Here is a 13,538-nt window from a genome sequence, read left to right on the forward strand (position 1 = left end):
AAGGAGCGATATAAAATGGCTAAACAAATTCTGTTTAATGAAGAAGCTCGTCGTAGCCTGGAGCGTGGCGTAAATGCTCTGGCTGACGCTGTAAAAGTAACCCTCGGTCCTAAAGGCCGTAACGTTGTACTGGAAAAGAAATTCGGCGCACCGACCATCACCAATGACGGTGTAACCATTGCCCGCGATATCGAACTGGAAGATCCGTTTGAAAACATGGGCGCACAACTGGTTAAAGAAGTTTCCATCAAAACCAACGATGTTGCTGGTGATGGTACTACCACTGCTACCGTTCTGGCACAGGCTATGATTAACGAAGGCATGCGCAACGTAGCTGCCGGCGCTAACCCGATGGTTCTGAAAAAAGGCATCAAAAAAGCAGTTGACGTACTGGTTGACGAACTGAAAAATGTTTCCCAAAAGGTTGAAACCAAAGCAGCAAAAGCACAGGTTGCTTCTATTTCCGCTGCTGACGATGAAATCGGTAACCTGATTGCTGACGCTATGGAAAAGGTTGGCGACGACGGTGTTATCACTGTTGAAGAATCCAAGACCATGGAAACTCATCTAGAAACTGTTGAAGGTATGCAGTTCGACCGTGGCTACATTTCCCCGTACATGGCAACCGATGCTGACAAAATGGAAGCTGTACTGAGCAATCCGTACGTATTCATTACCGACAGAAAAATCACCATGATTGCCGACATTATGCCGGTTCTGGAAAAGGTTGTTCAAAACGGCGGCGAACTCTTAATCATCGCTGAAGATGTTGAAGGCGAAGCACTGGCAACCCTGGTTGTTAACAAGCTGCGTGGCACCTTCAAGGCTGTTGCTGTTAAAGCTCCTGGCTTCGGCGACCGTCGTAAAGCAATGCTGCAGGATATCGCTACTCTGACCGGTGCAACCGTTATCAGTGAAGAAGTTGGCCGTAAGTTGGACAGCGCAAGTATGGCAGACCTTGGCCGCGCAGGTCAGGTTCGCGTAACCAAAGAGTTGACCACTATCGTTGATGGCTTGGGTGATAAAGATGCTATTGCTGCACGTGTTGCTCAAATCCGCGCACAAATTCCGGAAACCACTTCTGATTTCGATAAAGAAAAACTGCAAGAACGTCTGGCTAAACTGGCTGGTGGCGTAGCTGTTATCAAAGTTGGCGCTGCTACCGAAGTTGAGCTGAAAGATAAAAAACTGCGCATTGAAGATGCTCTGAACGCTACCCGCGCTGCTGTTGCTGAAGGCATTGTTGCCGGCGGCGGTACTGCTCTGCTGCAAGTACAGCCTGCTCTGGCAAAAATCAAAGCTACCGGCGATGAGAAGACCGGCGTAGAAATCGTTAAACGCGCTATCGAAGAGCCTGTTCGTCAAATCGCTTACAACGCTGGTCTGGAAGGCGCTGTTATCGTTGATACCATTAAACGCAGCCGCAAAGGCTATGGCTTCAATGCTCTGACCGAAGAGTATGTTGACATGATTGAAGCTGGTATCGTTGATCCGACTAAGGTTACCAGAAGCGCACTGCAAAATGCTGCAAGCATCGCTTCTATGGTTCTGACCACTGAATCCATCGTAGCTGACAAACCTGCTAAGGAAGGCGCTGCTATGCCGGCAATGCCTCCGATGGGCGGCGGCATGCCCGGTATGATGTAAGCTGCAGACCGGATACCACAACCGTATAATATAGCTTGAGTAGGCTATAGATAGCACACTCTGTTACTGATTTGGTAGCAGGGTGTGCTTTTTTGTTACAAAAAAGCTGATGCAAAAAATTTTCTTGGCATTAGTGTATTCTAATTATGTTTTTTTGCTGTCAAATATGCTATAATAATTTCATTCTATAACAAGAAGGAGCTGTTGATAATGGGTGAAGCTGCAGCTGAAAAAGATTTTTATTGGAAGCTGTTCAAATCAACCTTTATAATTAGTGCCTTTACTATCGGCGGTGGTTTTGTAATCATTCCGCTGTTGAAGGCCAAATTTGTTGACGAATATAAATGGATGGATGATAAGGAAGCGCTGAACCTTGTGGCGATTGCGCAGTCTGCGCCGGGTGTTGTGGCAGCCAATGCGGCAATCAGCATGGGCTACAAGCTTGGCGGTATCCGCGGTACGCTTACTGCTTTGCTGGCAACTATTCTGCCGCCGCTGATTACCCTGAGCGCTATTTCCTACGCTTATGATGCATTTGCGCATAACCAATATATTCAGCTGGTTTTGAAGGGCATGCAGTGCGGTGCAACGGCTATTATTATTAACGTTGCGATTGACCTGCTCAAAAAAGAGCTGAAGAAAAAATTGGCACTGCCGCTTTTGATTATTGTCGGTACTTTCATTGCCAATTATTTCTTTAATGTAAATTTGATGTATGCAGTCGTTGTGGATGCTGTTATCGGCTTCTTCCTGCTGCGTGACAAAAAGTACGCGTAAGGAGGCGGCGAGATGTATATTTATTGGGAGCTTTTCTGGAGCTTTGTCAAGGTTGGTGCCTTCTGCGTCGGTGGTGGTTATGCTTCGATGCCGCTGATTCAGGCAGAGGTTATTGAAAATCATGCATGGATGACGATGCCGCAGTTTATTGATATTTTTACGATTTCGCAGATGACACCCGGTCCTATCGGTATCAATGCGGCGACGTTCGTCGGTACGAAGGTTGCAGGCTTGCCCGGTGCTATTGCTGCGACTGTGGGTTTTGTTTTTCCGTCGGTGTTTATTGTACTGGCACTCGCAAAATTATTCTTTAAATATGGCGATATCGGTCCGATTCGCGGTATTCTGAACGGTCTGCGTCCTGCGGTTGTGGCACTCATCTGCTCTGCCGGACTGAGCTTTGTAATGCTGGCGCTGTGGAATACGGAAACACTGCCAAAGGATTTTACCAAGGTAGATTTGCTTGGCTGCATTGTGCTGCCGATTTCCCTGTGGTGTATCCGTCATAAGATGAGTGTTATCCGTACCCTGTGCATGAGCGGTGTTTTGGGCTTGATTTTGGGTATTGCTGGTATTCGCTGATATTTAATGCAATAGCGCGCTGCGTTGTGAGCTTTGGCTTGCGGCATGGCGCGCTTTTTATTATATTGAAGTTAACTTCTGCAAATTAACGGTTGACGCAAGCGGAATTCTGCTATATAATAGATACAGTTAACCAACGAATAGCGTCGGTTAACTACTAAGGTTAGGGATGTGAATTACAATGCAAAAAATTATTGCACTGGCCGAGAAGGTTTTAAACGGTCAGGATATTACTAAAGAAGAAGCTGAATTTTTGATTAACGTGAGCGATGATGACACCATGCTGCTTTTGGCCATGGCTGACAAGATTCGCCAAAAATATGCCGGCGATGCTGTTGACTGCTGTGCAATCATCAACGGCCGCAGTGGTAAATGCAGCGAGAACTGCAAGTTCTGCGCACAATCCGCACATTATCATACCGGTGTTAAGGAATACGGTCTGCTGAGCGAAGAGGAAATCTTCAATGCAGCTAAAAAAGCTAAGGAAGCAGGCGCTGTACGCTTCTCCATCGTTACCAGCGGTCGTGGACAGAGCAAGGCTGATGACTTTGAAAACATCTGCCGTACCCTGAAACGTATTAAAGAAGAACTGCACATTGAAGTTTGCGCTTCTTTGGGCATTTTGACTGTAGAGCAGGCAAAAGAGCTGCGCAAGGCTGGCGTAACCCGCTATCATTCCAATCTGGAAACCGCAGGCAGCAATTTCCCGAATATCTGCAGCACTCATACCTATGCTGATAAATTTGTTACCATCAAAAATGCACAGGCTGCCGGCCTGCGTGTTTGCAGCGGTGGTATTTTAGGCCTTGGTGAAACACGTGAGCAGCGTGTAGAATGGGCCTTTACTCTGAAGGAGCTGGGAATTGACAGCGTACCGCTGAACATGCTGACTCCGATTCCGGGTACTCCGTTTGAAAACAACAAACCGCTGCCGCCGCTGGAAATCCTGCGTGCGTTCGCTGTTTTCCGTTTTGTTCTGCCGAAGGCACAAATCCGTACCGCAGGCGGTCGCGAAGTAAATCTGCGTGACCTGCAGGCACTGGCACTCAATGGCGGTGCAAGCGGCATTATGATCGGCGGTTATCTGACTACTGCCGGCCGTGGCACTGACCGCGATATGCAGATGCTCAAGGATCTTGACCGTCCGCGCAGCATGCCGAATCTTGATTAATTAGTTTTCCATGAATTTTTAATACAAATCTTACACCTTAAAATCTCAAAAAGATAAGCAGACTGTAGTTGCGAGCAGTCTGCTTATTTTTTATATGTGCGTGATAACGCGCCATCTTCTGCATCACCAATCCCTCGACGTATGAGAAATACGCCGTCGGGATTGCTTCTTTGAATCTGGCACGTTCTGACGCACATATTTATTTGATAACGCACCGTCTTCTGCATCACCAATCCCTCGACGTATGAAAAATACGCTGTCGGGATTGCTTCTTTGAATCCGACATGTTCTGACGCACGCATTTATTTGATAACGCACCATCTTCCGCATCATCAATCCCTCGACGTATGAGAAATACGCCGTCGGGATTGCTTCTTTGAATCCGACACGTTCTGACGCACGCATTTATTCGATAACGCACCGTCTTCTGCATCATCAATTCCTTCAAGTATTTATTTGCTGACGCACTGCCCTCTACGGCAAAATTTATGATATAATATAATTTACTAATGACTTTAAAGAGGTGAAGCAAAATGCAGTCACACTTTCTTATTATTACCGGTATGTCCGGTGCAGGCAAAACGCAGGTTGTGCGTACCCTGGAGGATTTAAATTTCTTTTGCATTGACAATTTGCCGGCGACCTTGATTCCTAAGTTTGCGGAGCTGTGCCGTCAGACTTCGGAGGAAAAGGTAGCTCTTGTTGTTGATATCCGTGGCGGACGCTTTTTTGATAAGCTGCTGCAGGTTTTGGATGAGATGGAGGCCAGCGGTCAAAAATATGAGCTGCTGTTTTTAGATGCTTCCGATGCGACTTTGGTACGCCGTTACAAGGAAACGCGTCGTCGTCATCCCTTGGGCGAGCGCAATACCTTGCTGAAGAATATTACCTGTGAGCGTGAATTGCTTGATCCGCTGCGCGAAAAGGCTACGCATATTATTGATACTTCGACGCTGACCACAGCGCAGCTGAAGGCTAAGGTAACAGAAATGTTTGGCGAGGGCTCGTCCAAAGAGCGCATGGGCATTGTTGTGCGTTCCTTTGGCTTTAAGCATGGTCTGCCGCTTGACAGTGACCTGGTGCTTGATGTGCGTTTTTTGCCGAATCCGTTTTATGTGGAGGAGCTGCGCAATATGACTGGCAATGACCGCCCGGTAGCGGATTTTATCTGCCGCTATCCGCAGACATTCCAGTATCTGAAGCTGGAGGAGCAGCTGCTTGATTTTCTTGTGCCGCAATATATTAACGAAGGCAAGGCACAGCTTGTTATCAGCGTAGGCTGCACCGGCGGACAGCATCGCAGCGTTTTCATTGCCAATAAATTGTACGAATATCTGCGCGAAAAGGGTTACAGCGTTGATGTGACACATCGTGATATTCCTCACAGAAAGTAAGGGAGGAGTCTAATGGGTTGGATTAGTTGGCTGTGTCCCGGCATTAATTTGAAGCGCTGGCTGCTGCTTTTTGCGGTAGGCGTACTTTTATGTGCTTTGGGACTGGCTTTGTTTTTTAATTATCAGCTGATGGGCAAGGCGGAAGAGCTGCTTTTTCAGATGACTTATCTGACGACAGGACGCTATTCAAATGGCCTGATTATGACGATGGGCGTGGGCTTTCTTATCGTAGGCTTTGCTATTATGGTGTACGGAACACGCCGCTTAATCAGTTCGGTAGTATCTGTTGTAGTGCCTGACAAAAACGGCTCATTGATGGAAACCATCTTTATGCAGCGCAAGCTGACGCGTGGCCCGGCAATTACCGTTGTCGGTGGCGGTACCGGCCTTTCGACACTTTTGCGCGGCATGAAGTATATTACCAATAACTGTACAGCCGTAGTAACAACTGCTGATGACGGCGGTTCTTCCGGACGTCTGCGCAAGGAGCTGGGCATTATTCCTCCCGGTGATTTGCGTAACTGCCTGACTGCTCTGGCTGACCGCGAGCCGCTTATGGAACGTTTGATGCAGTATCGCTTCCAGGGTGACTCACCGCTGGCAGGTCACTGCTTCGGCAATTTGTTCATTGCGGCGATGGCGCAGGCCGAAGGCGGCATGGAGGCCGGACTGAATGCTACGAGCCAGATTCTGAAGGTGCGCGGCAGAGTTATTCCGTCTACCTTGGAGAATATTCAGCTGCAGGCACGTATGACAGACGGCACCATTGTGACAGGTGAATCGGAGATTCCCAAGGTGCGCAAGCAAATCAAAAAGATGATGATGCTGCCGGCAGATGCACAGGCAGCAAATGGTGCGATAGAGGCTATTTTAAACGCAGATGTACTTATTTTTGGCCCTGGCAGCCTGTATACCAGTGTTATTCCTAATCTTTTGGTTGAAGGAATCCGTGATGCTGTTGTCAGGTCTAACGCTATCAAAATCTATATCTGCAATGTTATGACACAGCCCGGTGAAACTGACGGCTACGGTGCTTATGACCATGTACAGGCGTTGGTTGACCATGTTGGTACGCAGTTCTTGGATTACGCTATTGTCAATTCGCAGGACGTTACTTCGGAGCAGCTGCGTCAGTATGATGCTGAAGGCTCGCGTCCGATTACGCCGGATATTGATAAAATCCGCAGTCTGGGAATAACGGTTGTGCCGGCGCGTCTGATAAGCAAGGATGATTTGGTGCGCCATGATCCGCGTAAATTAGCACGTGTACTTATTGCCTTGATTTATCGTCTGCGTCTTTTTGGACGCGGCATGCAGTTTTTCGATTACTTCTTTATGCGTGCGGGCATGAAGAAGCTGTATAAACAAAAATAAAACAAGACGCTGCAGCCTTACAGGCTGAGAAGGGAGGAGTCTGCTTGTCTTTTTCCAATGATGTAAAAAATGAATTATCTCGTATAGAAACTAACGATGCGACCGGTGACAAAGCAGAACTGCTCGGTCTTTTGCGTATGAGCGGTGCAATTGTTATCCGCGGTATGAATATAGGCATCCACTTTTCTACTGAAAATGCTGCTTTGGCCAGACGTGTACTGCAGCTGTTGAAAAGCAATTATCAGGTGCAGACGGAGGTAGTTATTACCCGTTCACGCCGCTTGAAGAAGAATAACCGTTATCAGGTGCATGTAGTGCCGGCGCCGCAGGTAAGCAAGGCGCTGAACGAGCTGCAGCTGCTGAGTGTAGAGGGCGATTTGAAAAATCCGCTGCTTTCGCATCACGAAGGCAAGCGTACCTTTTTGCGCGGAGCATTTTTGGGCGGCGGCAGCATCAGTCGTCCGGCCAGTGATTACCATTTGGAGATGGTTACCGGCAACGAGGATTTTGCTCATACGATTATTAAGGTTATGCAGAGCTTTTCCTTGAAGGCCAAGCTGACAGACAGAAAAAACGAGTATATTGTTTATCTGAAGGATGGCGAAAGCATTATCAATTTCCTAAGTGTTATCGGTGCACATAATGCTATGATGGAGCTGGAAAATGTCCGCATTGTCAAAGAAATGCGCAATAATGTCAACAGAGCGGTAAATTGCGAAACTGCGAACCTGAATAAGGTGGTTAAGGCTGCCGTGCGTCAGGTAAGCTGCATCCATTATATTGATGAGCATATGGGCTTGAGCGAGCTGCCTCAGGGCTTGCAGGATACAGCGCGTCTGCGTCTGCAGTATCCGGATGTGTCGTTAAATGATTTGGTGGAATACTCCGGTGGTCTGGGTAAATCCGGCATCAACCACCGTTTGAAGAAGCTGCAGGATATTGCAGTAGGTTTAGGAATGGAATTGGAGAAAGCAGATAAATGATTAAGAAAGTATGCTTAGTATTCCTGGCGCTGGGTGTCATACTTTTGGCGGCAGCAGGTGTTGCATGGAAGCTTAATGGTGAGCGTTGGCAGCAGGAATATGCGGCCTTCAGAAAAACCGGTGCGCCGGTACTGATGTATCACGCTGTCGGTCCGGAAGAAGGAGCAGATTGGCCTAAAACGCTGATTATGAAGCCGGAGCTGTTTGAAGCGCATTTGCAGTACCTGAAGGAGCAGGGCTACACGATTGTGACGGTAGCAGAGCTGGCAGAGCGTCTGCAGCAAGGAAAAAGTGTAGACAAGTATGTTGCCTTGAGCTTTGATGATGGCTATAAGAATAATCATAGCGTGGTGCTGCCGTTACTAAAGAAGTATGATGCCAAGGGTTCTTTCTTTGTTATCAACAAGGATATCGGCGATGAGCTGCATATGAATGAGCAGGAAATCAAGGAGCTGATTGCTGCCGGTATGGAGCTTGGCTCGCATACCTACAGCCATAATCCGTTGGCTGCTATTGATGAAAAATATCTGGTGTGGGAAACAGATACGTCACGTTATTGGCTGAAGAAAAAATTTGACGGCTATATCGTGCGTACTCTGGCTTATCCTAACGGCAGCTATAACGACAGGGTTATTGCTGCGGCGAAAAAATATGGCTTTTACAGGGCGCTGACTGGTCATGTAGGTGTTAATACGACGGCGACTTATCAAAAGGCTCCTTTCGAAATGTACCGCGTAACAGTTGCTGATGATGGTAACGGACTTGAAGGCTTCAAGAAACGCCTGGAGCAGGCATATTTCTTTGGCTTTTTGCAGACCAAGGGCATTGATATCAATATTGTGCGCGACATATTCGTGCGCTAAGGAATATTTGGGGAGGCAGTTGTCTCCCTTTTCTTTTGCATATAAAGTTAACCATGAAAATAAATAGGTTGACAATGAATAAAAACTGGCGTATCCTATAAACTATGAACTGTAACAGAGGTTACAGAAGCTTTGGAGGCGTAAAATATGCATTTGAGTACGAAGGAACTGATTTTATGCGCATTGTTTATTGCGCTTATTACTGTGGGAACGTTTATTAAAATTCCGGTAGGCACTGATGTCTATACACTGCAGTTTTTGTTTACATTGCTGGCAGGCTTGCTGCTTGGACCGCGTCTAGGCGCGATTGCCGTTGGTACGTATGTTGTGATGGGCCTGGTGGGCATTCCTGTTTTTGCATCTGGCGGCGGCCCCGGATATATTGCGCAGCCGACCTTCGGCTATCTGCTGGGCTTTATCGTACAGGCTTGGGTAAATGGTGCCTGGGCACGCAAGGCTAAGCAAATCAATTTCCGCAGCCTGATGGAGGCAAATCTTGCCGGTATGGTAATTGTTTATCTGTTTGGTCTGGTGTGGTTCTATGTTGTGTCCAATTATATAATCAATGCACCGATTTCCGTGTGGGCGGTTATCTGGTACTGCGGTATTCTGCAGGTTATTCCTGATGTTGTGCTCTGCATTGGTGCGGCGATGCTGGGTGTGCGCGGTTATAAGGCAGGCATTTGGCTGAAGGCATAAAAAAGGCAGTCCTGGCAATCTTTTAAAAAGATTGCGGGACTGCTTTTCGCTTTTAAAATGCTTTTAGAAGGCCTTTTGCAGGAAGGCGTCCAGGGAAGCTTCGTTCATGCTGCCGACTGTACTTGCAACTATGCGGCCATCGGCGCTGATGATGTAGGATGCCGGAATAGCGTCAATGCCGTAGGCTCGTCCGAGTGCCTGATGGTCGCCATAGGCGGCAGGGAAGGTGTAGCCCTTGCTTTGGATGAAACGTGCCGGTTCCTGTTCGTTATCATCTACGCTGAGAATAACAAAATGCATTTTATCTTTATATTCGGCGTATTTCTTTTCAATATGCGGCAGCTCGCCGACACAGGGAGGGCACCAGGTTGCCCAGAAATTGATAAAGACAGGCTTGCCCTTTAAGTCGCTCAGGCGCATGGTTTTGCCGCTGCCTAACTCCTTGTAGCTGAAATCGGGTGCTACTTCAGCAGCTGAGGCCTTAGCAGTGCTCATCTGCGGTTTGCTGTCGGCAGTTTTATCGGAGACGGGACAGTTGCAGCCTGCGGTAAATAATAGCAATGCAGTCATAGATAAGGTGAGCAGAAATTTTTTCATGTTGACCTCCTTATAAGAATAAAAGAAAAAAGGTGTATATAAATTAAAATTTTTTGCCGAGAGAAATTGCCTTTACCGGGCAGACCTTGCGGCATTCACCACAGGCGATACATTCGCTGTCACCTACATGCCGGCAATCCATTTTGCAATGCTCCATACAACGGTCGCAGTTGATGCACTTTACGGTATTTACCTTCATGCCAAAGAGGGAGATTTTATTAAATAGTCCGTAAATAGCGCCTAAAGGGCAGATGAAGCGGCAGAAGGGGCGATAGGTGAAAATGGCTGTCAGTACGGTAAGGCACAGCAGTGTCAGCTTCCAGATAAACAGCTGGCCCAAAAGCTCACGAATTTGCGGCTTGAAAAATGCCAGGGGCAGAGCAGCCTCCAAAGTACCTGCGGGGCAGATAAATTTACAGAAGGCAGGTACGCCGCTGCCGGTGAATTGATAAAAGGCCAAAGGCAGCAGCAGGAGAAAAACCAACGCAATGAAATATTTCAGATAGCTTAGCAGATAGGTGAAGCGGTTGCGTTGCAGCTTTGGCGTAGAAATTTTGTAGAGCAATTCCTGCACGAGGCCGAAGGGACAGCCCCAGCCGCAGATAAGACGCGCAAAGATTAACGCAAAGAGCAGAATAAAGCCTAGCACATAGAAGGGAATGCGCAAAAATACACCGCTGAGCGAGCTTTGCAGCGAACCAAGCGGGCAAGCGCCCAAGGCTCCGGGGCAGGAATAGCAGTTTAAACCCGGCAGGCAGATATTCTTGCTGCTTCCCTTCCAGATATTGCCATCGGTAAAGCCTGAAAAATTGCCGTTATATAGGAGGGCGGTGCAAATTTGTACAAGCTTACGTTTAACCAATGCCGATACACTCCAGACAAATTGTTGCTGCCTTGCGCCAGACGGCAAGATATTCTCTGTTGCAGATACCATACGCCAGCATGGCAGCGGCACTCAGAAGGATTAAGATACGTGTAGTTTTCATAGCAGGCCTCCTATATAATTTCTAAGAACATTCTAGCATATACGGAGAATTTTTACTATGAATGCATGACTATACATTATTGAAGTCAGGTAGTAAATAGCAGAAAATAATATTAAATTATTTCTATCAGCGGATTGCAATGATTTTCTGACAGGTGTTGTATGGATAAAAGCGTTTAAACAGGCTATAATAAAACAGATAATGCAATGGAAGAATATAGGTCGCGAAATAGTATTTGTAAATGAGCAATTTAAAAAAATCCTTGCAAAATAGGCAAAAACAAGGTAAAATAAAACAAGTAATAATATATTTTTTTGGAGGTAATCGTTATGCGTAAACACATCAAAACTGTTAATAAAGCAATGCTGAACAAAACTCTGCGTACCGGTGGCTGCGGCGAGTGCCCGGCTTCCTGCCAATCCGCTTGCAAAACTTCCTGCACCGTTGGCAACCAGGTTTGCGAACACTGCAAATAATATCTGAGCTTAATGCAGCTCCCTGTCTGGTGCAGGGGGCTGTTTTACTATCTATGCAAAAAAGAAAGGTTGGAATACATGCTGATACATAAAATGCGTCTTGATGATAATATGGCTGTGCTGGATATCAACAGCGGTGCTGTTCATCTTGTAGACGATGTTATTTACGATTTACTTGATTATTATGATGGCAGCAACGATGCAGAAGCAATGGCTGCTTTGAAGGATAAATACAGCGAAGAGGATTTGCGTGATGCTTTGGAAGAAATGCATGGTCTGCAGGATGAAGGCCTGCTTTTCAGCCCTTCCTTTGATGTGCCGCCGACCTTTGCGGAAAAGCCTATTGTTAAATCCCTGTGCCTGCTCGTAACGCATGACTGCAATCTGCGTTGCGGTTACTGCTTTGCTGATACTGGCTCCTTTGGTGGCTGCCGTCAGCTCATGAGCAAGGAAACCGCGGAAAAGGCTATCGAGTTTGCTATTGAAGGCAGCAAGAAGCGTCATAATCTGGAGCTGGATATGTTTGGCGGTGAACCGCTGATGAACTGGCCTGTTGTTGTGCATATTACTGAATATGTACGCCGTCGCGAAAAAGAAACAGGCAAGAATATCAAGCTGACGCTGACCACCAATGGCACTCTTTTAAATGATGATAATATTAAATTCCTCAATGATAACCGCGTTATGCTTGTTCTGAGCCTTGATGGCAAAAAAGAAACTCATGATGCTATGCGCCCGTTCCCGAATAAAGCTGGCAGCTATGATGCAGCTGTACGCGGCTTTAAGAAGGTAATTGACAGCCGTGAGGGCAAAAACTACTATCTGCGCGGAACCTATACCCATTTCAGCACCCACTTCTGTGAAGACGTGCTTGATATGACTAAGGTAGGCAAGGAGATTTCCGTAGAGCCGGTAGTAGGCATTGATGAGCCTTGGGTATTGACCGAAGAAGATCTTCCGGTTATTTTCGATGAATACGATAAGCTGGCACGCGCATATCTGGAGCGTCGTCGCGAAGGTAATCCCTTTGACTTCTTCCATTTCAATGTAGCACTTGATAACGGTCCGTGCGTTGCTAAGCGCTTGGCAGGCTGCGGTGCCGGTCATGAATACTACTGCATTACTGCTGATGGCGATATTTATCCGTGCCACCAGTTTGTAGGCCGTGAACAATATAAGATGGGCACCCTGGATACCGGCATAGTTACACCGGAGATGGTGCAGAAGTTCCGTCATACCCATGTTCTGACTAAGCCGGAGTGCAGCCAATGCTGGGCACGCTTCTTCTGCAGCGGTGGCTGTCACGCCAATGCGGATTTAATTAACGGCGATATTACCAAGCCGTATGAGTATGGCTGTCGCCTGCAAAAGAAACGTCTGGAGAATGCTATCATTGTTCAGGCTCTTTTGTCTGCTGAAGCACAGGAAGGCGAGGATCTGCGTCCGCATATCAACAACTTCACTTACGAAAAATAATAGCTTATTACTAGTGCGCTCTGCGAAAGCAGAGCGCATTTTTCCTTTTTCATAGAGAATCGTGCAAAATGCCAGCAAGAAACAAGCAAGAAGTTTGTCGCTTAGAAAGAAAAAAATCTCGAAATTTTTTCAGGAGAAAGTGATTTTTTTACGCGTTTTTCGGTAGAAATTTTAACTTTTTTTGAGATTTTTTGAAGAAATTTCAGGTACGTCAAAGCGTGTATACATGATACTTCTTTTGAATACTGAGCCACGTGTATCACGAAAAAATGTTAAAAAAGTAACAAAAAAGGTGTTGACATAATGCAGGCCACATGGTATTATATACAAGTCGACGCGATACGGCAACAAAACAAAAGCCAAAATCGCTAGGCGCTGAACCTTGAAAACTGAACATAAACCTAGAAAAAGCGAATGTGCGGGTCGAGCGTGAAAACGCAAGACCAAGTCAAATAACTTCTTTTTTAAATAATAAGAGCTAGATTAGTTCTTCAATAAACTTTATTGGAGAGT

The 13,538-nt window shown here is 46.6% G+C and carries 14 protein-coding genes; 11 read left to right on the plus strand and 3 right to left on the minus strand.

The window, feature by feature from the left end:
- Nucleotides 1-15: 15 nt before the first annotated feature.
- The 9 genes from groL to Q0G26_RS11250 all read left to right on the plus strand — a co-directional run bounded on the left by groL (nucleotide 16) and on the right by Q0G26_RS11250 (nucleotide 9,490).
- Nucleotides 16-1,647: a chaperonin GroEL gene (gene groL / locus Q0G26_RS11210; RefSeq protein WP_009145698.1), complete on the plus strand. Its 1,632-nt coding sequence runs from the start codon at nucleotides 16-18 to the stop codon at nucleotides 1,645-1,647.
- A gap of 210 nt (nucleotides 1,648-1,857) precedes the next feature.
- Nucleotides 1,858-2,424, plus strand: a complete 567-nt coding sequence (locus Q0G26_RS11215; protein ID WP_293830679.1) for a chromate transporter — start codon at nucleotides 1,858-1,860, stop codon at nucleotides 2,422-2,424.
- Between the two features lie 12 nt (nucleotides 2,425-2,436).
- Nucleotides 2,437-3,006, plus strand: coding sequence for a chromate transporter (locus tag Q0G26_RS11220; protein ID WP_293692078.1), 570 nt, complete (start codon nucleotides 2,437-2,439; stop codon nucleotides 3,004-3,006).
- Between the two features lie 181 nt (nucleotides 3,007-3,187).
- Nucleotides 3,188-4,177 carry a biotin synthase BioB gene (gene bioB / locus Q0G26_RS11225; RefSeq protein WP_293807617.1) on the plus strand — a complete coding sequence of 330 codons (990 nt, stop codon included), beginning with the start codon at nucleotides 3,188-3,190 and terminating at the stop codon, nucleotides 4,175-4,177.
- A gap of 533 nt (nucleotides 4,178-4,710) precedes the next feature.
- The gene (rapZ, locus tag Q0G26_RS11230) at nucleotides 4,711-5,571 is read left to right on the plus strand and encodes an RNase adapter RapZ (protein ID WP_009145703.1); all 861 of its coding nucleotides are present in this window, start codon (nucleotides 4,711-4,713) and stop codon (nucleotides 5,569-5,571) included.
- Between the two features lie 12 nt (nucleotides 5,572-5,583).
- Nucleotides 5,584-6,945, plus strand: a complete 1,362-nt coding sequence (locus Q0G26_RS11235) for a gluconeogenesis factor YvcK family protein (protein ID WP_293830681.1) — start codon at nucleotides 5,584-5,586, stop codon at nucleotides 6,943-6,945.
- Nucleotides 6,946-6,989: 44 nt separating this feature from the next.
- Nucleotides 6,990-7,928, plus strand: coding sequence for a DNA-binding protein WhiA (gene whiA, locus Q0G26_RS11240; protein WP_293724934.1), 939 nt, complete (start codon nucleotides 6,990-6,992; stop codon nucleotides 7,926-7,928).
- Nucleotides 7,925-8,791: a polysaccharide deacetylase family protein gene (locus Q0G26_RS11245; protein ID WP_293830683.1), complete on the plus strand. Its 867-nt coding sequence runs from the start codon at nucleotides 7,925-7,927 to the stop codon at nucleotides 8,789-8,791. The genes whiA and Q0G26_RS11245 overlap by 4 nt, the downstream gene beginning before the upstream one ends.
- 147 nt (nucleotides 8,792-8,938) lie before the next feature.
- Nucleotides 8,939-9,490 (plus strand): biotin transporter BioY, encoded by a 552-nt coding sequence (locus tag Q0G26_RS11250; protein ID WP_293830684.1) that lies wholly within the window; start codon nucleotides 8,939-8,941, stop codon nucleotides 9,488-9,490.
- Between the two features lie 63 nt (nucleotides 9,491-9,553).
- Here Q0G26_RS11250 and Q0G26_RS11255 read toward each other — a convergent pair whose 3' ends face one another.
- The 3 genes from Q0G26_RS11255 to Q0G26_RS11265 are packed head-to-tail and all read right to left on the minus strand — an operon-like array spanning nucleotide 9,554 to nucleotide 11,073.
- The gene (locus Q0G26_RS11255; RefSeq protein WP_293830685.1) at nucleotides 9,554-10,087 is read right to left on the minus strand and encodes a TlpA disulfide reductase family protein; all 534 of its coding nucleotides are present in this window, start codon (nucleotides 10,085-10,087) and stop codon (nucleotides 9,554-9,556) included.
- 43 nt (nucleotides 10,088-10,130) lie between these two features.
- The gene (locus Q0G26_RS11260) at nucleotides 10,131-10,949 is read right to left on the minus strand and encodes a 4Fe-4S binding protein (protein ID WP_293830687.1); all 819 of its coding nucleotides are present in this window, start codon (nucleotides 10,947-10,949) and stop codon (nucleotides 10,131-10,133) included.
- Nucleotides 10,942-11,073 (minus strand): CD1871A family CXXC motif-containing protein, encoded by a 132-nt coding sequence (locus tag Q0G26_RS11265; protein WP_293830689.1) that lies wholly within the window; start codon nucleotides 11,071-11,073, stop codon nucleotides 10,942-10,944. Before Q0G26_RS11265 ends, Q0G26_RS11260 begins: the two co-directional genes overlap by 8 nt.
- A 329-nt stretch (nucleotides 11,074-11,402) precedes the next feature.
- On the opposite strand from Q0G26_RS11265, the gene scfA reads away from it, so the two are divergent.
- The gene (scfA, locus tag Q0G26_RS11270; RefSeq protein WP_009145710.1) at nucleotides 11,403-11,549 is read left to right on the plus strand and encodes a six-cysteine ranthipeptide SCIFF; all 147 of its coding nucleotides are present in this window, start codon (nucleotides 11,403-11,405) and stop codon (nucleotides 11,547-11,549) included.
- Between the two features lie 78 nt (nucleotides 11,550-11,627).
- Nucleotides 11,628-13,025, plus strand: a complete 1,398-nt coding sequence (gene scfB / locus Q0G26_RS11275; protein WP_293830691.1) for a thioether cross-link-forming SCIFF peptide maturase — start codon at nucleotides 11,628-11,630, stop codon at nucleotides 13,023-13,025.
- Nucleotides 13,026-13,538: the final 513 nt, after the last annotated feature.

Source organism: uncultured Phascolarctobacterium sp., assembly GCF_934190775.1.
Classification (GTDB): Bacteria; Bacillota; Negativicutes; order Acidaminococcales; family Acidaminococcaceae; genus Phascolarctobacterium_A.